This is a genomic window from Halomonas sp. 328 (assembly GCF_015645095.1).
Lineage (GTDB): Bacteria > Pseudomonadota > Gammaproteobacteria > Pseudomonadales > Halomonadaceae > Bisbaumannia.
Genome location: NZ_JADOTW010000010.1, coordinates 23,665 through 44,994, shown reverse-complemented (window position 1 = coordinate 44,994; position 21,330 = coordinate 23,665). Strand labels below are relative to the sequence as shown.

The 21,330-nt window shown below is 69.5% G+C and carries 16 protein-coding genes; 12 read left to right on the top strand and 4 right to left on the bottom strand.

Translation table 11 applies throughout. The annotated features are described in order from the left end of the window. Positions 1-2: 2 nt before the first annotated feature. The 6 genes from smc to yddG all read left to right on the top strand — a co-directional run bounded on the left by smc (position 3) and on the right by yddG (position 9,718). Positions 3-3,503 carry a chromosome segregation protein SMC gene (gene smc, locus IHD13_RS06605; RefSeq protein ID WP_195860251.1) on the top strand — a complete coding sequence of 1,167 codons (3,501 nt, stop codon included), beginning with the start codon at positions 3-5 and terminating at the stop codon, positions 3,501-3,503. A 194-nt stretch (positions 3,504-3,697) separates the two neighbouring features. After that, positions 3,698-5,401: a cell division protein ZipA gene (gene zipA, locus IHD13_RS06600; RefSeq protein WP_195860250.1), complete on the top strand. Its 1,704-nt coding sequence runs from the start codon at positions 3,698-3,700 to the stop codon at positions 5,399-5,401. A 133-nt stretch (positions 5,402-5,534) separates the two neighbouring features. Continuing rightward, on the top strand, positions 5,535-7,622 hold the full coding sequence (gene ligA, locus IHD13_RS06595; protein WP_195860249.1) for an NAD-dependent DNA ligase LigA: 2,088 nt from the start codon (positions 5,535-5,537) through the stop codon (positions 7,620-7,622). Beyond that, entirely contained in the window at positions 7,619-7,888 is a 270-nt protein-coding gene (locus IHD13_RS06590; RefSeq protein WP_195860248.1) for a YheU family protein, read from the top strand. The genes ligA and IHD13_RS06590 overlap by 4 nt, the downstream gene beginning before the upstream one ends. 41 nt (positions 7,889-7,929) lie before the next feature. Beyond that, positions 7,930-8,616: a helix-turn-helix transcriptional regulator gene (locus IHD13_RS06585; RefSeq protein ID WP_195860247.1), complete on the top strand. Its 687-nt coding sequence runs from the start codon at positions 7,930-7,932 to the stop codon at positions 8,614-8,616. 178 nt (positions 8,617-8,794) lie between these two features. Then, positions 8,795-9,718, top strand: coding sequence for an aromatic amino acid exporter YddG (gene yddG / locus IHD13_RS06580; RefSeq protein ID WP_195860246.1), 924 nt, complete (start codon positions 8,795-8,797; stop codon positions 9,716-9,718). Here the strand turns inward: yddG and mnmC are convergent. Further along, positions 9,715-11,724, bottom strand: coding sequence for a bifunctional tRNA (5-methylaminomethyl-2-thiouridine)(34)-methyltransferase MnmD/FAD-dependent 5-carboxymethylaminomethyl-2-thiouridine(34) oxidoreductase MnmC (gene mnmC, locus IHD13_RS06575; protein ID WP_195860245.1), 2,010 nt, complete (start codon positions 11,722-11,724; stop codon positions 9,715-9,717). The two genes, yddG and mnmC, sit on opposite strands and share 4 nt — an antisense overlap. 154 nt (positions 11,725-11,878) lie before the next feature. Further along, positions 11,879-12,178, bottom strand: coding sequence for a YciI family protein (locus tag IHD13_RS06570; RefSeq protein WP_195860244.1), 300 nt, complete (start codon positions 12,176-12,178; stop codon positions 11,879-11,881). A gap of 123 nt (positions 12,179-12,301) precedes the next feature. On the opposite strand from IHD13_RS06570, the gene IHD13_RS06565 reads away from it, so the two are divergent. The 3 genes from IHD13_RS06565 to IHD13_RS06555 all read left to right on the top strand — a co-directional run bounded on the left by IHD13_RS06565 (position 12,302) and on the right by IHD13_RS06555 (position 14,908). Continuing rightward, entirely contained in the window at positions 12,302-13,201 is a 900-nt protein-coding gene (locus tag IHD13_RS06565) for a PHP domain-containing protein (RefSeq protein WP_442786562.1), read from the top strand. A gap of 82 nt (positions 13,202-13,283) precedes the next feature. Next, positions 13,284-13,904 (top strand): L-threonylcarbamoyladenylate synthase, encoded by a 621-nt coding sequence (locus tag IHD13_RS06560; RefSeq protein WP_195860242.1) that lies wholly within the window; start codon positions 13,284-13,286, stop codon positions 13,902-13,904. A gap of 221 nt (positions 13,905-14,125) precedes the next feature. Continuing rightward, entirely contained in the window at positions 14,126-14,908 is a 783-nt protein-coding gene (locus IHD13_RS06555; RefSeq protein ID WP_195860241.1) for a 5'-nucleotidase, lipoprotein e(P4) family, read from the top strand. Positions 14,909-14,957: 49 nt separating this feature from the next. Here IHD13_RS06555 and IHD13_RS06550 read toward each other — a convergent pair whose 3' ends face one another. Next, positions 14,958-15,854, bottom strand: coding sequence for an ion transporter (locus tag IHD13_RS06550; protein ID WP_195860240.1), 897 nt, complete (start codon positions 15,852-15,854; stop codon positions 14,958-14,960). A 29-nt stretch (positions 15,855-15,883) separates the two neighbouring features. Next, positions 15,884-16,732 (bottom strand): CYTH domain-containing protein, encoded by an 849-nt coding sequence (locus tag IHD13_RS06545; RefSeq protein WP_195860239.1) that lies wholly within the window; start codon positions 16,730-16,732, stop codon positions 15,884-15,886. Positions 16,733-16,827: 95 nt separating this feature from the next. On the opposite strand from IHD13_RS06545, the gene IHD13_RS06540 reads away from it, so the two are divergent. The 3 genes from IHD13_RS06540 to argA all read left to right on the top strand — a co-directional run bounded on the left by IHD13_RS06540 (position 16,828) and on the right by argA (position 20,393). Beyond that, positions 16,828-17,508 (top strand): TIGR00153 family protein, encoded by a 681-nt coding sequence (locus tag IHD13_RS06540; protein WP_195860238.1) that lies wholly within the window; start codon positions 16,828-16,830, stop codon positions 17,506-17,508. Between the two features lie 96 nt (positions 17,509-17,604). After that, complete coding sequence (locus IHD13_RS06535) at positions 17,605-18,870, top strand: inorganic phosphate transporter (protein ID WP_195860237.1); 1,266 nt, start codon at positions 17,605-17,607, stop codon at positions 18,868-18,870. 212 nt (positions 18,871-19,082) lie between these two features. Then, positions 19,083-20,393, top strand: coding sequence for an amino-acid N-acetyltransferase (gene argA, locus IHD13_RS06530; protein ID WP_195860236.1), 1,311 nt, complete (start codon positions 19,083-19,085; stop codon positions 20,391-20,393). Positions 20,394-21,330 lie beyond the last annotated feature (937 nt).

The window sequence follows — 21,330 nt, the reverse complement described above, 5'->3', positions numbered from 1 at the left end:
TTATGCGCCTCACCTCCATCAAGCTGGTCGGCTTCAAGTCCTTCGTCGACCCCGTGACGGTGCCCTTCGATGGCAACATGACCGCCATCGTCGGGCCCAACGGCTGCGGCAAGTCCAATATCATCGACGCGGTGCGCTGGGTGATGGGGGAGTCCTCCGCCAAGACCCTGCGCGGCGAGTCGATGGCCGACGTCATCTTCAACGGCTCCACCGGGCGCAAGCCGGTGGGCCAGGCCAGCATCGAGCTGCGTTTCGATAACCGCGACGGTGGCCTGGGCGGCGCCTATGCCCAGTACGCCGAGATCTCGGTGAAGCGTCAGGTGACCCGGGACGGCCAGTCCGGCTACTTCTTCAACGGCCAGAAGTGCCGGCGCCGCGATATCGCCGACCTCTTCATGGGCACCGGCCTGGGCCCCCGCTCCTACGCCATCATCGGCCAGGGCATGATCTCGCGGCTGATCGAGGCGCGCCCCGAGGAGCTGCGCTCCACCCTGGAGGAGGCCGCCGGCATCTCCAAGTACAAGGAGCGCCGCCGCGAGACCGAGAACCGCATGCGCCGCACCCAGGAGAACCTGGAGCGCCTGGACGATATCCGCGAGGAGCTCGACAAGCAGCTCGAGCGCCTCAAGCGCCAGGCCGAGGCGGCGCGCCGCTACCGCCAGTTGAAGGAGCAGGAGCACCGCCTCAAGGGCGAGCTGGCGCTGCTGCGCGGGCGCGCCCTGCGCGCCGAGCAGGGCGAGCAGGAGCACCGGGTCCGCGACCTGGAGACTGCCGTGGAGCGCGAGCTGCTGGGTCAGCGCCAGTGTGAGTCGCGGCTCGAGGAGGCTCGGGTCGAGCACGATCGCCTGGCCGAGGAGCTGGAGGGTCATCAGGCGCGCTTCTACGAGAGTACCGCCGCCGTGGCGCGCATCGAGCAGAGCCTGGAACATGCCCGCGGCCGCGAGGCGCAGCTGGCCCGGGACCTGGAGAGCGCCCGCCGCGAGCTGGCCGACCTGGATCGCCTGGGCGAGGCGGATGGCGAGCGGCTGGCCGCGGTGGACGAGCGCCTGGAGACCCTGGGGCCGGAGCAGGAGGAGGTGGCCGAGCAACTCGCCGAGCTGGAGGCCGCCCTGGAGGAGGCCGAGGTCCGGGCCCAGGAGGCCGGCGAGCAGTGGGAGGCCTTCAACGACGCCTACCGGGAGGCGAGCCGCGAGGCGGAGCGTGCCCAGGATCGCATCAGGACCCTGGAACAGACCCTGGCGGGTATCGCCAATGAGCGCCAGCGCCGCCGCCAGCAGCGCGACGAGCTGCCCGGCCTGGCCGAACTGCGCGCCCAGCGGGACGAGCTGGCTGAGCAACTGGCGGAGTCCGACCTGGCCCAGGAGGGCCAGGAGACGCGCCGCGAGTCGCTGCAGGAGGCGCGCCAGACCCTGCGCGAGCGCCTCGCCGAGCGGGAGGGCGAGCGCGAGGCCCTGCGCCAGCGGCGCAGCCGCCTGGAGGGCGAACTGGCCTCCCTGGACGCCTTGATCGCCGCCGCCCTGGCCGACGACGACCAGGCCCTGGAGGCGCACCTGGAGGGCCATGGTCTCGCCGCGGCGCCGCGCCTGGGCGAGCGTCTCCAGGTGGCGACGGGCTGGGAGGAGAGCCTGGCCTGGGTGCTGGCGCCCTGGCTCAATGCCCGCCTGGCCCGGCTGGACGAGGGCCGCGAGGCCCTGGGCGGCCTGGCCGAGGGCGAGCTGGTGCTGCTCGCTCCCGACGTGGATTCGGCGAATGCCGACGCCGATAGCCTGGCGGCCCGGGTCGAGGGCGCCGGTCCCCTGCAGGCGCTACTGGCCGGGATCCGCTGTGTCGCCGATCAGGCCGAGGCCTGGCAACAGCAGGCCAGCCTGGCCCCCGGCGAGAGCCTGATCACCGCCGATGGCCTCTGGCTGGGTCGCGGCTGGGCGCGGCGTCGCGGCGCCCAGGCCGGGGGCGATGGCCTGCTGCTCAATCGTCGCCGCCGGGACGAGGTGGCCGAAGCCCTGGCCGAGGCGGATGAACGCCTGGCGATCCTGGAAGCGGAGCTCGCCGAGCGCAAGGCGCAGGAAGGCGACCTGGAGCAGGCCCTGGAGCGCTGCCGGGAAGAGGAGCGGGAGTTACAGGGGCGTCGCCAGCAACTGGCCCTGGCCGAGGCCAACCTGGGCAGCCGGCTGGAACACCTGGCCAGCCGCGCCGAGGAGCTCGACGAGGAGCTGGCGCGTCTCGCCGAGCGTCACGAGGAGACCGAGCTGACCCTGGAAGAGGCCCGGGAGGCCTGGCAGCTGGCGATGGCGGGCCTCGAGGCCCGCAGCGAGACCCGCGAGACCCAGGAGCGTCAGCGCCGCGAGGCCGCCGAGCGCCTGGCGCAGTTGCGCGGTCGCCAGCGTCCCCTGGCGGAGCGCGCCCAGCAGCTGGCCCTGGAGCATCAGCGGCTGACCACCGAGCGGGCCGGCCTGGCCCAGCAGCAGGGGCGTGGAGAGGAGGCCCGGGCCCGCCTGGAGGAGAAGTGTGCCGAGCTGGAGGAGCAGCGCGAAATGCTCCGCGAGCCGGAGGAGGAGAACCGCGAGCGCCTCGACGAGCTGCTTCACGAGCGCGACAAGGCGGAACGCGCCCTCAACGCCTGCCGCAATCAGGCCGCCGCCCTCGGCGAGCGGCTGCGCGAGGACGAGCTGGCCCGCCAGGGCCACGAGCGCAACCTCGAGGGGGTGCGTGAGCGTCTCCAGGAGGCGCGGCTGCAGGGCCAGGCCCTGGCCATGAAGGCCGAGGCCCAGGACGAGCAGCTCGCCGAGCTGGGCCACGACGTCGCCACCCTGGAGGCCGGCCTCGATCCCAACGCCACCGAATCCGCCTGGCAGGCCAACCTGGAGGCCACCGGCGACAAGATCCGCCGTCTGGGGGCCATCAACCTGGCCGCCATCGAGGAGTACGAGCAGCAGGCGGAGCGTCGCGACTACCTGGAGGCGCAACACGCCGAGTTGAGCGAGGCCCTGGAGACCCTCGACCGGGCGATCCGCAAGATCGATCAGGAAACCCGCACCCGTTTCAAGCAGACCTTCGATCAGGTCAACGAGGGACTGCAGACCCTTTTCCCCAAGGTCTTCGGCGGCGGGACCGCATGGTTGACGCTGACCGGCGACGATTTGCTGGAGACAGGGGTGGCCATCATGGCGCGTCCTCCGGGCAAGAAGAACAGCACCATTCATCTGCTTTCCGGGGGCGAAAAGGCCCTGACCGCGCTGTCACTGGTGTTCGCCATCTTCCAGCTCAATCCGGCGCCCTTCTGTATGCTCGATGAGGTGGACGCCCCCCTGGATGATGCCAACGTGGGACGTTACGCCAAGCTGGTAAAGGAGATGTCGGAGTGGGTACAGTTCATCTATATCACCCATAACAAGATCGCCATGGAGGCCGCCGATCGCCTGATGGGGGTGACCATGCAGGAACCGGGGGTCTCGCGGCTGGTATCCGTGGGCGTGGAAGAGGCCGCGGTGCTGGCCGAGGCGTGATGATGATGATGGGGTGGTGTCGCAGCAAGGGGACGGATAGTTTCCCCTCGATCAGGGAATAAGAAGGGGCGATTGCAAACCACGGGGCCCAGACTTGACATCCAAAAAAGTGGCCCCGTTTTTGGTAATCGCGCTATGCTGGTGTCGAACGTTTCATTCAGGCATGGCGCCTTAGCAGACAGGCAAGACGACCCATGGAACTAAGAGAGTGGCTAATCATCCTGGGGCTGGCCCTGGTGACCCTCATCGTTATCGATGGTGTGCGTCGCCTGCAGCGTCAGCGTCGAGTGCCCCGGCTGGACCGTGTCGATGGCGCTGCCATCGATGACGCCCGGGGGCAGGAAGAGGATCCCGAGGCGGCGGCCCGTGAGGCCGAGCTGAACTGGGAGTTGCCCAACGGAGGGGCTCGGGTCGTGCGACCCGCCAGCTACGAGAGTGAGTCCCAACGCCCGGCGGCCAAGCCCAAGTTGACCCGCCAGGAGCATCCCGGGCCTTCCCGGGTGCTGGCCGAGTGGCAGGCCAAGCGGCCCGAGCCTCCGGCGGCGGCCGTGCGGCCGTCCGCCGACGCGGCATCCGATACCGAGAAGGCATCGCCCGCGAGCCAGGCCTCCGAGCCGGTTGCCTCGCCGGGGGCGACTCGGGGGGTATCGTCCGCGGCCGCCTCGGGCCAGGAGCACACCGAAGCGCTTCCCGCGGGCGAGGCGGAGACACCGCAGGCCGGCGGCGAGCAAGCACCCCCCCAAGAGCCCAGGGCGGCCGAACCCAGGCGCGAGCCCAAGGCCGAACCCAGCCTGTCGCTTCCGAACGAGGGCGATGCCTTGTCCACCGAGCCGACGGTGGAAGGCACGGCCGGCGAGGCCAAGGCGACTCCCGCCTTGGTCACCGATCCCGCCGATCACGATCCCCATGCCGACGACGAGCGCTATCGGCTGGTGGACTTCGACGGCATGGCCGACTCCTTCAAGAGCGGTTCGGTGAAGATGGGGCAATCGATGCAACGCTTCGGAGCGGGCATCAAGAAAGGGCTCCACGAGCGCCGCGAGCAGAATCGCCAGCGCAAGCAGGAGCGCGAGCGCCAGAAGGCCGAGCGGGCCGCCGCCGAGGCGGCGCGTCGCCAGCAGCAGGAGGCCGAACGGAAGCAGCAGGAAGCCGCACGCCGGGAGGCCGAGCAACAGGCCGCCGAGCGCCGGCGTCTGGAGCAGGAGCGGCAAGCCGCCGAACGTCGCCAGGCCGCCGCGGAGTCCGAGGGCGACGCCCAGGATCCGCTCTTCACCTTCGCGGGGCCCAGTCATCGGGATAGCCGCTATGCGGACGACGCCACCGCGGACGCCATGGCCGAGCCCGACCGCGAGCCCGAAGTGCGTGCTTCCGAGGCGGTCGCGCCCCACCCGGTGGTGGAGAAGGCGCTGCGCAACGATGTCGAGGCCCCCCAGGCCCGGGAAGCCCTTTCCCATGCCGAGGAGGTGATCGTCATCAGCGTCATGTGTCGCGAGGAGCAAGGCTTCTCCGGTACCGAGCTGCTCAAGCTGATGCTGGCCTGCGGGCTTCGCTACAGTCGTGAGATGGGCATCTTCCATCGCTTCGAGACCGAGGCGGCCGACAGTCCGCTGCAGTTCTCCATGGTCAATGTGGTCAAGCCCGGCACCTTCCCGCTGAACGCCATGGACGAGTTCGCCACCCCGGGCATCACCTTCCTGATGCCGCTGCCGGGGGCCGAGGACACTTCGGCGGCCTTCGAGGCGATGGTGGAGTGCGCCATGGTGGTAGTCCGTCACCTGGGCGGCGAGCTCAAGGACGAGAATCACAGCGTGATGACCGCCCAGACCGTGGAGTTCGCCCGCCAGAAGGTCCACGAGTTCGAGCGGCGCCATCGCCTGCAGCGCTATCAGGTGAACTAACGCCGGAGGCTCGAAGCCGGAAGTTGGAAGCACACCCCCGATGGTCTCCATCGGGGGTGTGGCTTTATGGGGCCTAAGGACGCCGGGTATGCGAAAATCCCTCCAGCCTTAGTGACACCAGACCAGGGATGCCATGAGTCAACCCGATCCAACGATTCGCGACGAGGTGGCGCGGCTGCGCGCCGAGCTCGACGATGCCAACTACCGCTACTACGTCCTCGACGATCCTCACCTGACCGATGCCGACTACGATCGCCGGCTGCGGCGGCTGCAGCAACTGGAGGAGGCGCACCCGGCACTGGCCAGCGACGACTCCCCCACCCAGCGGGTAGGAGCCGCCCCGGCGGCGGGCTTCCCCGAGGTACAGCATGCGGTGCCCATGCTCTCCCTGGACAACGCCTTCGACGAAGAGGAGCTGGCCGCCTTCGTCAAGCGCATCGCCGATCGCCTGGAGATGGATGGCGACGACCTGGCCTTCTGCTGCGAGCCCAAGCTGGATGGCGCGGCGGTGTCGCTGGTCTACGAGCGGGGGCGCCTGGTGAGCGGCGCCACCCGGGGCGATGGCCGCACCGGCGAGGGCATCACCTCCAATCTGCGCACCCTGCGCTCCATCCCGCTGCGGCTGCGTGGCGAGGCGCCCCCCGAGCTGCTCGAGGTGCGTGGCGAGGTGACCATGCGTCACGCCACCTTCGAGGCGATGAACGAGCGCGCCCGGGAGGAGGGCACCAAGGTCTTCGCCAACCCCCGCAACGCCGCCGCCGGCAGCCTGCGCCAGCTCGACCCCCGCATCACCGCCACCCGTCCCCTGGAGTTCAGCGCCTATCAGGTGGCCCGCATCCAGCCGGATCCCGGCGATGCCACCCACAGCCAACTGATGGCGCGCCTCGCCGAGGTCGGCCTGCGCACCAGCGCCGAGCTCCAGGTGGTACGCGGCGCCGCGGGGATCATCGACTACTGCCGGCGCCTGGGCGAGAAGCGCGATGCCCTGGGCTACGATATCGACGGCGTGGTGATCAAGGTGGACGACCTGCGCCTGCAGCGGGAGTTGGGCTTCGTGGCCCGGGCGCCGCGTTGGGCCATCGCCTTCAAGTTCCCCGCCCAGGAGCAGGTCACTCGCCTCAACGACGTCGAGTTCCAGGTCGGCCGCACCGGCGCCATCACCCCGGTGGCACGCCTCGAGCCGGTGGCGGTGGCCGGCGTCATCGTCGCCAATGCGACCCTGCATAACGCCGACGAGATCGCTCGCCTGGGGGTCAAGATCGGCGATAGCGTGGCCATTCGTCGCGCCGGCGACGTGATTCCCCAGGTGGTACGGGTGGTGACCCCCGCCGAGGCGGGCCGGGAGATTGCCTTTCCCGAACGCTGTCCGGTCTGCGATTCCCAGATCGAGCGCCTGGAGGGCGAGGCGGTGGCGCGCTGCTCCGGTGGCCTCTACTGCGCCGCCCAGCGCAAGGAGGCCCTCAAGCACTTCGCCTCCCGCCGCGCCCTGGATATCGAGGGGCTGGGGGTCAAGCTGATCGACCAACTGGTGGAGCGGGACTGGGTCAAGACTCCGGCGGACCTCTTCCGGCTGCGTGCCGCCCACCTGGCGGAGCTGCCGCGGATGGGCGAGAAGTCCGCGGAGAACCTGGTGGTGGCCCTGGAGAAGGCCAAGCACACCACCCTGGCGCGCTTTATCTATGCCCTGGGCATCCGCGAAGTGGGGGAGGCCACCGCCGCCAACCTGGCCCGCCACTTCGGCACCCTGGAGGCGCTCATGGGCGCCGATTCGGAGGCCCTGGAGGCGGTGGAGGACGTGGGCCCCATCGTCGCCCGCCATGTGCATACCTTCTTCCGCCAGCCCCACAACCGCGAGACCCTCGAGGACCTGCTCGCCTGCGGCCTGCAGTGGGAGGAGGCGGCGGTGGAGGCGCGGCCCCAGCCCCTGGCGGGGCAGACCTGGGTGCTGACCGGCACCCTGGAGAGCATGACCCGGGACCAGGGCAAGACGCGTCTCCAGGCCCTGGGCGCCAAGGTCGCCGGCAGCGTCTCCAAGAAGACCGCCGGCCTGGTGGCCGGCGAGGCCGCCGGCAGCAAGCTGACCAAGGCCGAGCAGCTCGGCGTGCCGGTGCTGGACGAGGCGGCCTTCCTGGAGCGTCTGGCCGCCTGGGAGAGCGGCGAGGAGAGCGGCGAGGAAAGCGGCGAAGAGAGCGACGCGACGAACGAGGAGAACCAGGCATGAGCGGACGCTTCGTGGAGGTGCCCCACCGGCTACTGCCGGGGGCCACGCTGGTCGCCCTGCTGGAGGCCTTCGTTACCCGCCAGGGCTATGACACCACCGACACCGGCGTCGGCATGGCCGCCTGGGTGGCGGAGCTGGAGGCGCAACTCGAGCGCGGCGAGCTGCTGATCGCCCACGACCTCCAGACCGAGAGCACCGAGGTGATGACCCTGGCCCAGTGGCGTTCCTTCGGCCGCGACCTGGCCGACGACGAGGAGGAGGGCTAGCCCCCTGGCATTCGTCGCTCCCCGACGGCATCCTTGAGGCCATGACCCTCGAGCCCCCACGGCGTTCCGGCAGCGTCGAGCGCAGCTATCCTCTCGACTGCCTGAGCGATACCCACGACTACCACCAGTTGCTGGTGGGCCTCGACGGCCGCCTGGACGTCGAGATCGAGGGGCGTGGCGCCGCCCTGGCGCCGGGGGGCGTCTGCCTGATCCCCGCCGCGGCCACCCACCACTACCTGGGGCTCGACGCCGGCAACCGTTGTCGGGTACTGGACCTGCCGGCGGGCGAGGGCGATGTTGATGCCCTCTTCGCTTGCATCCGCTTCCTGCGCCTGGCGCCACAGGAGGCCCGGCGGCTGGACGACAGGACCCTGCTGGCGCGACTCGGTGCCGCGCCGCCCTGGAACGGCCCGCGCCTCAATATGGCGCGGCTGACCCGGCGGGTACAGGCCGATCCGGCGGCCCCCTGGGACCTGGCCGGGCTGGCCGAGGTCTCGCATCTCTCCGAGCGCCAGCTGAGGCGCAGCCTCTCCGCCCTCACTGGCCTGACCCCCTGGCAGTGGCTCACGCACCAGCGCCTGGCCCGGGCCGCCCGGCTGATGGCCGAGGGCGAGGCCTCGATCACCGAGATCGCCCTGGCCTGCGGCTTCGCCGATGGCGCCCAGTTCAGCCGGCACTTCCGCCGCTGGCGGGGCATCACGCCAAGCGACTTTCGCCGCGGGGCTTGATGGCCGAAATCGATAGCCGACGGCGCCCAGTTCAGCCGTCACTCTTGCCACTGGCCGCCGCTGGCGGGGTATCACGCCAAGCGATTTCCGTCGCGGATCTTGATGGCCGAAATCGACAAGCCAGGGCCCCTGGCCTGCGACCACACTGGGCGCCTGATTCCCGAATGGAGCACCCGCGATGTCGGCCGTATCCCCCGCCGAGGCGCGCCGCGCCACCCTGTGGGGTGCCAGTACCGTCCTTAGTTGGGCGACCCTGGCGCTGTTTACCCAGTGGGCCGGCCCGGTGCCACCCTTCCTGCTCACCGCGCTCTGCTTCGGCCTGGCCGGCGGCCTGGCGCTGCTGGTGTTCCTGGTCCGCGGCGAGGGGCCGGCCCTGGCCGCGGCCCTGCGTCAGCCCCCGGCGGGCTGGGCGCTGGGCATCGGCGGCCTGTTCGGCTACCACCTCTGCTATTTCGTCGCCCAGCAGAACGCGCCGGCGGCCAATGCCGGCCTGATCAGCTACCTCTGGCCGCTGCTGATCGTGATTTTCGCCGGCTGGTTGCTGCCGGGGGAGCGGTTGCGTGGCATCCATCTGCTGGGGGGAGGCTGCGGCTTCCTCGGCGCGGCGCTGCTGGTGGGGCCGGAGGGCCTCGACTGGGCGGGGGAGTACGCGCCGGGCTACCTGGCGGCCTTCGCCGCGGCCTTTATCTGGGGCGGCTACTCGGTGGCCTCGCGGCTGCTGGCGCGGATCCCCACCGCGGCGGTGGCCTGGAACTGTCTGGGGGCGGCGCTGCTGGCACTGCTCTGTCACCTGGCCTGGGAGCCCCGCGGCTGGCCCGAGGGCGCCAATCTCTGGGCCATCCTGGCCCTGGGGCTGGGCCCGGTGGGCAGTGCCTTCTTTACCTGGGACCTGGGCATGAAGCGGGGGCAGGTGCGCCTGCTGGGGCTGCTCTCCTACGCGACGCCGCTGCTCTCCACTCTGGTGCTGATCGCCGCGGGCCTGGCCGCTGCCGGCCCGACCCTGCTGATCGCCGCCCTGCTGATCTGCGGCGGCGCCCTGATCGGCAGCGGCCGGCTGGGGCCACGGGCAGGTCGTGACGGCAGCCAGGCGTCGGCGGGCTAGCCGCGAATCAGCTCGCGAATCAGCCGCCGCCCTGGGTGCAGGTGATCCACCAGGTCGCGGGGCAGCGGCAGGGGCTCGTCGCAGAGCATCGAGGCCAGCAGCTCGGCACACAGCGGCGCGCTGGCCAGGCCCCGGGAGCCGTGGGCGGCGCTGATCCAGAGCCCCGGATGGTGGCGCCCCGGAAGCTCGGGGATGCGCTTGGCGTCCTTGGCGAGGGGCGCATAGTCGCGCCGCCAGGCCTCGGCGTCCGGCAGCGGCCCGGCATAGGGGCTCTTGTCGGGGCTGGCCGCGCGCACCGCGGCGCGACCCGCCAGGTGTGAGGGTGCCGGCTCGGCGCCGGCTTCGCGCAGCGCCGCCACATAGCCGGGCAGGGTGGCCTCGAGCTCCGCCAGGTTGGCGGCGTGGTCCGCCTCCCGTATTTCATCGCTTGCGTCGTTGGGGGCGAAGGTGGCGCCGAAGGTCAGCACCCCGTCCAGGGGCGGTGGCAGATAGCCGCCGGCGCAGATCACTCGGGTCGGCGCCGGGGCTCCCTCGGGGAGGGGCAGTTCGCTCACCTGGCCGCGGATCGCCTGGAGCGGCAGGGCGGTGCTCTGGGCGAAGCGATTGGCGGCCCGGGCATTGGCCAGTACCACCTGATCCACCACCAGGCTCTCCCCATCCGCGAGCGCCAGTCGCCAGCCCTCGCCTTCCGGGGCGAGGGCCTCCACGGCCAGGGGGCGATGGTCGATGCCCGGGGTGGCCGCCAGCCGGGCGCAGAGGGCCCGGGGGCGCACCCAGCCCGCCGCCGGGTAGTCCAGGCCGCCGCAGCCGGGGGCCAGCTCACCGCTCAGGCCGCAGCGCCGGGCCAGGGTCTCGGCATCGAGGCCCTCCACCACCGAGGCCGGCAAGGGGTGGTGATCGAGGAAGCGCGCCTGGCGTCGGGCCTCCCGCTCGTCCCTGGCCAGCTGCACCACGCCGCTGGGCTGCCACAGGGCCTGGTCCGGGTCGCGGTGGGCCAGGAAGCGGCGACTGTGCAGCAGCCCCGCCAGGTAGACCCGGCTCTGGTCGTTGGTCTCGGCGGCCAGCTTGACGTAGAGGGCCCCCTGACGGTTGCCGGAGGCGCCGGCGGCGATGCCGGCGGGGTCGAGCAGGGTCACCGCCACGCCGCGCCGGGCCAGGGCCTCGGCCACCGTGGTGCCGGCCAGGCCGGCACCCACCACCGCGATGCGGTGGGCCGGGCGTGCCGGCGGTGGGGTGAACCAGGGCGTGCGACGGCGGGTGTCGTCCCGGGGCGGCGCCGCGATCTCGCCGGCCAGCATCTCCCGCTTGCGGCCGAAGCCGGGCACCTTTCGCCAGGCGAAGCCCGCCGCCTTGAGGCCGCGCTTGACCACCCCGGCGCAGGTGAAGGTGGCGAAGCTGGCGCCGGGGCGGGAGCGGGCCGCCATGGCCTCGAAGAGGGCCGGGTGCCACATCTCGGGGTTCTTGGCCGGGGCGAAGCCGTCCAGGAACCAGGCGTCCACCCGGCCCTCCAGCTGCCACAGGCAGTCGGCGCTATCGCCGAAGTGCAGGTCCAGGGTGACCCGCTCGTCGAGCCACAGGCGATGCACCCCGGGCAGCGGCTCCGGCCACTGGTCGACCAGTCGCACCGCGGGCTCGGCGAACTCGGGCCAGGCCGCCAGGGCCCGGGCCAGGTCGTCGCGGCGCAGCGGGAAGAGCTCGGTGGAGACCAGGTGCAGGCGTGCCCCGGCCGGGGCCTGGGCGCGGAAGCAGGCCCAGGCGCAGAGCATGTTGAGGCCGGTGCCGAAGCCGGTCTCGCCGATCACGAAGGGCCGCGGCTCCCGCCACTCCCGGAAGCGCCGCGGCAGGTCATTGGCGGCGATAAACACATGCTCGGTCTCGGCGCGGCCGTCGTGGCGGGAGAAGTAGACGTCGTCGAAGTGGGTCGAGTGGGGGGCCGCGGCCAGGGTGTCATCGGCTCGCCAGTCCAGGCTGGCCTGGGTCAGGGGGCGCAGGGGGGGCAGCGTCACGGCTCGGGCCTCGCAGGCAGAAGCGTCCAGGGATGGTCAAAGCGTAGCCAGCCCGCTTCAAGCGACGGCGGCTCTGGGCTGGCGCCAGGCATCCGCGGGCTGTTAACAGGGTTTTCCACAGTCGTTGTGCAAAAACCGGCTGTGGAAAACCTCCTTAAGGCAGCACCTTCTTGAAGGGCTTGACGGTGACCCGGGCGTAGACGCCGGCGATCACATAGGGGTCCACGTCCGCCCAGGCCTGGGCCGCCTGGAGGTCCTCGAACTCGGCCACCACCAGGCTGCCGCTGAAGCCCGCCTCGCCCGGGTCCTCGCTGTCCACCGCCGGGTGGGGACCGCACAACACCAGGCGGCCCTCGTCACGCAGCTTCTCCAGGCGCGCCAGGTGGTCGGGGCGAGCGGCCATGCGCCGCTCGAGGCTGTTATTCACATCTTCACTGATGATGGCGTAGAGCATGGGTGAATCCTTGCAGGATAACCGACGGGCCGGTGCCTGGCCCCGGCGCGGCACGCGGTTGACCGCGGCCCACGGGGCGCGCACCATGGAGGCCCTATTCTGACAAAGACGCCCGCCGGCGTCATGCCGATGCCCGATTCTTCCCCGCTCGCCGATTCCCTGGCCGAGGTCACCGGCCTCGACCTGCATATGCACTCCACCGCGTCCGACGGGGCCCTGGCCCCCGCCGAGCTGATGGCCCTGTGCCAGGCCCGTGGCCTGACCCACCTGGCGCTGACCGACCACGACACGGTGGACGGGGTGGCCGAGGCCCACGAGGCCGCCCGGGAACTGGGGCTGCGCCTGCTGCCCGCCACCGAACTCTCCTCGCAATGGGGCGGCGTCAATATCCATGTGGTGGCACTGTTGCCCGAGGGCGCCCAGGGCCCCCTGGCCGAAGGCCTGGCCGACCAGGCCCGGGCGCGGGCGGCGCGGGCCGAGGAGATCGCCCGGCGGCTGGAGGCCATCGGCCTGGACGACGCCCTGGCCAAGGCCCGGGCCCAGGCCGGCAGCGAGCGTCCCCTGGGGCGCCCCGACTTCGCTCGGGCCCTGGTGGCCGAGGGCCTGGTCAAGGATATCGGCACGGCCTTCAAGAAGTACCTGGGTAATGGCAAGCGCGGCGATATCAAGGCCCACTGGCCCGCCCTGGAGACGGTGGTCACCTGGGTGGTGGCCTCCGGCGGGGTGGCGGTGCTGGCCCATCCGCTGCGCTATGGCATGACCCGGCGCAAGCGCGGCCTGCTGCTGGACGCCTTCCGGGCCGCCGGCGGCGAGGCGGTGGAGCTGGTCAGCGGTTTCCAGAATCCCGACCAGACCCGTGACCTGGCCCGCCAGCTGATCGAGCGGGAGCTTTCCGGCTCCCTGGGCAGCGACTTCCATGCCCCCGGCGGCCCCCTGGCCCCGGGCAGCATGAGCCCGGTGCCCCGGGTGGCGGTGCCCCCGGTCTGGCACCATCCCCGCCTGGCGACCTTTGCCGCCGCCTGAGCCGCGGCGTATGCTGAGATCCATGCCCGAGCCGAGGCGCCGCCTTGGCTCGCTTCTCCCGGTCTCAGTGCAAGGAGTCCGCATGAGCCAGTTCTTCCAGATCCATCCCGATAACCCCCAGAAGCGCCTGATCGATGGCGCCATCGAGATCATTCGTCGCGGCGGCGTGATCGCCTACCCCACCGACTCCGGCTATGCCCTGGGCTGCCACCTGGGGGACAAGAAGGCGGTGGAGCGCATCAAGCGCCTGCGCCAGTTGGACGACAAGCACAATTTCACCCTGGTCTGCTCGGACCTCTCCGAAATCGGCACCTACGCCAAGGTGGACAACGACGTCTTCCGCCTGCTCAAGGCGCATACCCCCGGCGCCTACACCTTTATTCTCCAGGCCACCACCGAGGTGCCGCGGCTGCTGCTGCACCCCAAGCGCCGCTCCATCGGCGTGCGGGTGCCGGATCACCGCATCACCCACGCCCTGCTGGAGGCGCTGGGCGAGCCGCTGATGAGCGTGACCCTGATCCCGGTGGGGGAGGAACTCCCCATGACCGACGCCGAGGAGATCCGCGACCGCTATGCCAACCAGCTCGACCTGATCATCGACGGCGGCGCCTGCCAGCTCGATCCCACCAGCGTGGTGGACCTGCGCGAGCTGCCCCCCACCATCGTTCGTGAAGGGCGGGGCGACATCGCGTCTTTCCAGTAACCGATCGAGCCGTTCCGACGACGATGCCCGGCGCCTGGCCGGGCATCGTCGTTTCAGGGGTCGCAAAGAGCGTGTCGGGGGTCGCAATGGGGCAGGCGGGAGGGCCAGTCTGGACTAGAGTTAATTTGAACGATCAATAAAAATAAAATAGGCTGGTTTTCGCCAGTTTCGATAACAGTGAGTAATGGATCGGCTCCCGCCGCTCCTCACAGGAGAAAACAATGACCCCGAACAAGAAGCGATTCCCCGCCCTGCTGGCCGCTCTGGCCGCCGCTTCCTTCGCCACCACCGCCAGTGCCGAAGCGCCCGCCCAGGAGGCGACCCTCTGCGATCAGCAGGCCTATGCCATGGGGCTGCGCTACCAGCAGCAGTCCGCCGAGATCGCCGCCTTGCAACGCCAGGGCTTCACCCTGGCCACCCTGCGCCTGGAACAGGCCATCGAGCGTCATGGCGAGGACGCCAATCTGGCCATCATCACCGACCTGGACGAGACGGTGATCGATAACAGTGCCCTGCTGGTGCGCGATATGCAGCGCTGCCACGACTACACGGCCTGGGACACCTGGCTGCATTGGGAGCGCGAAGGCGAGCCTCGGTTGATCCCCGGCGCCGCGGACTTCCTGGCGTTCGCCGATGCCCAGGGCGTGGCCATCTATTACGTCTCCGACCGCTATCAGGAGAACAAGGCCGACACCCTGGCCACCCTGGAGCACCTGGAGCTGCCCCAGGTGAGTGACGATAGCGTCTTGCTGCTGGGCCCGCCCAAGCAGGAGCGTCGGAGCTTCGTCGAGGAGAACTACACCCTGGTGATGCAACTGGGCGACACCCTGCACGACTTCTCCGAGGCCTTCGTCAGCAGCGTGCCCCTGGACGAACAGCACGCCCAGGTGGAGGCCAACGCCGAACGCTTCGGCGTCGACTGGATCGTCTTCCCCAATGCCACCTACGGCACTTGGGAGGAGGCCGAGCTGGAGGCCTGGGAGGCGCCTTTCCTGACCGAGTAATCGGCAGTCGAAGGCCCCGGTGACCGGGGCAAGTCGAGGGAGCGTCCGCCTAGGCGGGCGCTCCCTCGTCGTTTGTCGTGCCGTCGTCGTGCTTCTCCCGGGGATCCGGGGTCTCCTCGTCGAGCCAGGTGCCGCATTTCAGGCAGTACCTGGCATCCTTCTCGTGGCGATCGTGGCCGCAGCCGGGACAGGCCTCGTCGGAGTAGCGGTCGGCGCGGATCGAGCGGATCACCTCCGCGGAGAAGACCCCGGTGGGCACGGCGATGATCGAGTAGCCGGTCAGCATCACCATGACCGAGATCGCCTGGCCCAGGGGCGTCACCGGGACGATATCCCCGTAGCCCACGGTGGTCAGGGTGACGATGGCCCAGTAGATGGCGCTGGGAATGCTGCTGAAGCCCGCCTCTTCCGGTTCGATCAGGTAGACCAGGGAGGCGAAGATGGTCACCAGCAGGAAGACGCTGAACAGGAACAGGAAGATCTGGTGGGTACTGCGCTTGAGGGCCTCCAGCAACAGGCGCCCCTCGCCGACGAACTGCATCAGGCGAAGCACCCGGAAGACCCGTAGTACCCGCAGCAGGCGGATCACCACCAGGGATTGGGCGCCGGGAATCAGCAGCATCAGCCAGGTAGGCAGGATCGCCAGGACGTCGATCACCCCGTAGAAGCTCCTCAGGTACTGGCCGGGGCGCTCCAGGCAGTAGAGACGTACCGCCAGTTCCAGGGTGAAGGCCAGGGTGAAGCCCCACTCCAGCCAGTAGAAGAGGCTGCCATGCTCGGCCCGGTAGGCGGGGACGCTATCCAGCATCACCACCAGCACGCTGGCCAGGATCACCCCGATCAGGGCGATATCGAAGCCCTTGGCCAGGGGCGTGTCGGACTCGAAGATCACCTGGAAGACACGGGTGCGCAGGCCTTCGGCGGCGGGCTTGAACTGATCGCTCATGGGATCCTCCTGATCACGGGGCGTCGACCTCAGGCATGCAGGTGGCGGGCCAGGGCCAGGGCAGCGCCCCCGGCGGTCGGTGTCCCGTCCTGCGTCAGGGCCTCGGCAAGCCGCCCGGCCAGCTCCTGCGTCCTGGCGTCGGCGGCGAGTCGGGCCAGGTCGGCATAGGCCTGCCGGGCCGCGTCCCGGAAGGTCGCGTCGCCGCTATCCTGCCAGGCATCCAGGGCGGCGGTGGCGCGGGCCTCCAGGGCCAGGGCGTCGCCGCCCTCGGGGAGCGGCCAGTGCCCGGCCAGCAGGGCGGCGCCCCGGGCCGCCTTGCTGGCGTTGGCGGGGCGCAGCGCCACCTGTTCGGCGAGCCGCTCGGCCAGCCCCCAGAGGGCCTCGGGCTCGCCGTCCTTGAGCTCCAGTTCCAGCTCGCGAATCGCCGCGTGCCGCTCCCCGGCGCGAATCTCCCCTTCGTCCAGGGCCAGCTCGATGCGGCTGCCCTGCCAGTCGAGCAGCCAGCGGTGGCGTCGGAAGTCGGTGGCGAAGCGCGGCACCAGGCGCTCCAGCAGGTCCACCGGCAGCGCCGCCATGGGGGGCAGGGTGGCCAGGCGCGCCAGGTCCAGGGTCTCGTCGGCCACCAGCCACTCCCACTCGCCGCGCCGCGACAGGCCGCCCTGGCTGTGGCCAGCGGTCTTCAGGGTCTGTACCCAGCCCGAGGCGGTGCGCCGCAGGCGCAGCGCCATGCGCGCGGTTTCCAGCTCCCCCTGGGGGGTATCGAAGTAGGTGTTGGCCAGTTCCAACCGCTCGGGGGGATGGCCCAGCAGCGGGTGAGTCAGCAGTCGCTCGGGGCCATCATCGGTCAGGGCGAGCTTGAGCTCGATCTCTTGGGGCATGGGGTTTCCTGTATAACGAGGGTATGAATTTTTTATGACGCTGGCCGGCTCAGTCACTATACTGTCGCCGCCAACTCCCAAGTGCGACCTTTCTTATGGTGACTCCCAACCCCTTCTCCGCGATGTTTGGCCGTTCGCCATTCCAGCCGTTGCTGGCACATATCGTCAAGGCCAGCGAGGCCGCGGATGAACTGTTGCCCTTCTTCGAGGCGACCCTCACCGGTGACTGGGCCGCCGCGGCACAGCACCGCGAGGCGATCACCCGTCTGGAGCACGAGGCCGACGAGCTCAAGACCGAGCTGCGCCTCAACCTGCCCAACACCATGTTCCTGCCGGTCTCCCGCTCCGATCTGCTCGACCTGATCAGCGTCCAGGACAAGATCGCCAACAAGGCCCGGGATATCACCGGCATCATGCTGGGCCGCGAGATGCAGGTGCCCGAAGCCCTGGCCGGCCCCATGCGAGACTACCTGCGTACCGCCGTGGCCGCCGTCGGCCAGGCCCGCAAGGCCCTGGAAGAGCTCAAGGACCTGCTCGAGTCCGGTTTCGGTCGTAACGTCTCCGACGTGATGCAGAACCTGATCCGCGAGCTGCACAACCTGGAGCACCAGGCCGATGATCAACAGATTGCGATCCGCCGTCTGCTCTTCGGGCTCGAGAGCCAGCTGCCGCCGGTGGACGTGATGTTCCTCTACCAGATCATCGACTGGATCGGCGAGCTCGCCGATCGCGCCGAACGGGTCGGCAGTCGTCTGCAGATCCTCACCGCCCGCTGAGGTCGGCGCCACCGCGCCGCCCGGCTCCGGCTCGCGGGGCGATCCCGCCGCGAGTCACTCGCTTCCTCCTGACACCTACATAGGATCCAAGCCCCTATGTCGATCATTGCGCAGCATGGCGAAATCTTCATTATTCTTGCCTGTCTCTTCGGCTTCTTCATGGCCTGGGGGGTGGGGGCCAATGACGTGGCCAACGCCATGGGTACCTCGGTGGGCTCCAAGGCCATCACCATCAAGCAGGCGATCATCATCGCCGTGATCTTCGAGTTCCTCGGCGCCTGGCTGGCCGGCGGCGAGGTGACGGCGACCATCCGTGGCGGCATCGTCGACCCCGACCTGCTGGCCGCCGATCCCCAGTTCCTGGTCTACGGCATGCTCTCGGCGTTGCTGGCCGCCGGTATCTGGCTGCTGATCGCCTCGGCCCGAGGCTGGCCGGTCTCCACCACCCACTCCATCGTCGGTGCCATCGTCGGCTTCGGCGCCGTGGGCCTGGGCATGGAGGCGGTGGCCTGGAATCGCGTCGGCACCATCGCCTCCAGCTGGGTGGTCTCGCCGCTGCTGGCCGGTACCATCGCCTTCGGCCTGTTCAAGACGGTGCAGTACCTGATCTTCGAGGCCCGCGATCCCTTCGCCGCGGCCAAGCGCTACGTGCCCATGTACGTCTTCCTGGTCGGCTTCATCGTCGCCATGGTGACCCTGACCAAGGGCCTGACCCATGTGGGGCTGAACTTCACCTTCGGGCAGAGTTTCCTGCTGTCGATCCTGATCGGCCTGGCGATCATGGGGCTGGGCATCATCCTGGAGCGCCGCGTCGACTACCAGAAGAGTGCTGGTGACAGTTTCGGCTATGGCGGCGTGGAGCGGGTCTTCGGCGTGCTGATGCTGTTTACCGCCTGTGCCATGGCCTTCGCCCACGGTTCCAATGACGTGGCCAACGCCGTGGGGCCGCTGGCGGCGGTGATCAGCGTGGTACGCAGCGACGGGGTGATCGACAGCGCCGCCCTGGTGCCCTGGTGGGTACTGGTGCTGGGGGGCGGCGGTATCGTCTTCGGCCTGGTGACCTATGGTCACCGGGTGATCGCCACCGTGGGGACCGGCATCACCGAGCTGACCCCCAGCCGCGGCTTCGCCGCCACCCTGGCCGCCGCCACCACCGTGGTGCTGGCCTCCGGTACCGGCTTGCCGATCTCCACCACCCATACCCTGGTGGGGGCGGTGCTGGGCGTGGGCCTGGCCCGCGGCATGGCGGCGCTGAACCTGCGGGTGATCGGTACCATCGTCATGTCCTGGCTGATCACCCTGCCCGCCGGTGCCGGCCTGGCGATCCTCTTCTTCTTTACCTTCAAGGGGATGTTTGGCTAGTAGGTCGGATAAACGAGCCTTGGGCGAGAGCATCCGACACCCAGGGCGGATACACGCCATCGGAACGTCGGATGCGCCTTCGGCTTATCCGACCTACGGGGCTGCCAAGCCCCAATAAGCATCGCGGCGGCACCCAAGGGTGCCGCCGTTTTCCTTGGCTTGCTATAGTCGAAGCTCGCTTTATCCGTTCACCTGCTGCCGGAGTGCGGCCCTTGAATACGCGCTTTCCCTTCGTCGACTGGTTCCGTAACTCGTCTCCCTATATCAATGCCCACCGCGGCCGAACCTTCGTCATCCTGATCGAGGGCGAGGCGATGGCCGAGGGGCGAGGCGAGCAACTGATCCAGGACCTGGCCCTGTTGCACACCCTGGGGGTGCGCCTGGTGGTGATCTATGGCATCCGCCCCCAGGTGCAGGCCGCGCTGCGAGCGGAGGGCATCGCCCCCTGCCGCCACGAAGGGCGCTGGGTCGCCGACGACGCCATCATGGCCCGGGTCGAGCGGATCGCCGCCGAGCAGCGGCTGTGGCTGGAGGCGCGCCTCTCCCTGGGATTGCCCAACACTCCCCTGCATGGGGTCGAGCTGACCGCCGTCTCCGGCAACCTGGTGATGGCCAAGCCGCTGGGCGTGCGCGAGGGCATCGACTATCACCGCAGCGGCGAGGTACGGCGGGTACGGGCCACGGCGATCCAGGGCCTGCTCGACCAGGGCTCCCTGGTGGTGCTGCCGCCCCTGGGCTTCTCCAGCACCGGCGAGGTCTTCGACCTGGATGCCGCCGAGGTGGCCCAGCAGACCGCGGTGGCGCTGGGCGCCGACAAGCTGATCCTGCTGGGCGAAGCGGCGGGGCTCCACGACGCCAGCGGCCGGCTGCAGCGCCAGCTGACCCCCGCCGAGGCGACGCCGCTGATGGAGCGCGCCGCCCCCGGCAGCGAGCTGGCCCGCCACCTGGGGGCGGCCTGTGACGCGGCCCGCCATGGCGTGGCTCGCACCCACCTGCTCTCCTGGCTGGATCATGACGCCCTGCTGGGCGAGCTGTTCACCCGCGATGGCGTGGGCACCATGATCACCCAGCATCGCTACGAGCAGTTGCGCGCCGCCGAGCTGGCCGACGTGGGGGGGCTGCTCGAGCTGCTCGAGCCCCTGGAGCGTCGCGGCATGCTGGTGGCCCGTTCCCGGGAGCGCCTGGAGCACGAGATCGACGACTACCTGGTGATCGATCGCGACGGCATGGTGATCGGCTGCGCGGCGCTGCACTGCTTCGGCGATGCCGAGATGGGCGAGCTGGCCTGCGTGGCGGTCCACGGCGACTATCGGGGCGGGGCCCGAGGCGAGCTGCTGCTGGCGGAGGTCGAGCGGCGCGCCCGGCGCCTGGGGCTGACGGCCCTGTTCGCCCTGACCACCCACACGACCCACTGGTTCTTCGAGCATGGCTTCGAGCTCGCCTCGGTGGCGGATCTGCCCCCCATGAAACGCGAAGCCTATAACCAGGCACGCAAGTCCAAGGTGCTGATCAAGGCCCTCTGAGCGATGGCCTCGAGGGGGCGTGTCGCCGCCCGGGGCCCGCTTCGGGCAGAGTGTCGCAGAAAAGAATATATTAACTATTTGATTTAAAAGGGTTAATCGAGGTTCTTTGCAAAAACGTCGGAGAATCGCGACGTTATTCCCGCCTTTCCCGGGGTCGTCTGGCCCCGTCCCCGCCTTCCTCTCGTGCGTATTTTTTATAAACACATGATTTTTAAGTAGTTTTAAAAAAGTGGCACGAGTATCGCTATAGTCAGGGTGAGCAGCGAGGAGGAGGTTGTTACGGCTCATCTCCTTCGGCCCTGGCAGGGTGAGCATTTCGCTCCCTGTGCCGCTCGCCCCGCCGGGGCCAGCGTCTGCTCCATGCGATGTAACACTCAGGTTGCGATGAGACCGGTGCCGCCGCAAGGCATGGAATGGCTCCGTTAACGGGCAAGGATGCTCTGGCAAGGATGCCTCATCCCCTCCGGGGGATCGAATCTCGATGGGCAGGCGAAGGCCTGCTCGTCACAGGAATGAAGCCGGGCATTTGCCCCCGTCGCGCTAGCCCCTGGCAGGCGATGATGCGCGACATGGCTTCCGGGCCTCGGCCCTGCGAGTCGCGATGCCTCCGGCCAGGCGGCAGGCGGCGAGACTCGTCCCCTTTAGTTCCCTGCGTACCTCGGGCCGACCCTGTCGGCCCATTTTTTTTCGTCGGTACAAACGCCGAGTGGGGAGGGGAAGGACGGTTGTCGGCGATTGAGTACGGTGTCGAGTTGGCTGTCGCCAAATGCATACTATACAAGTGGCTGATTTATAAAGATATTTTTTCGTTCCGGTAAATCGCGTCGCCATATGGCGACGAAAAGTGCCGAAAAAGCGGTGGGGCCATATCGGTGGTCGGTGACGAATCACCAAGATGGAAAGGCAGTTGTTTGTATTTGTTGGTTTTTTTATTTTT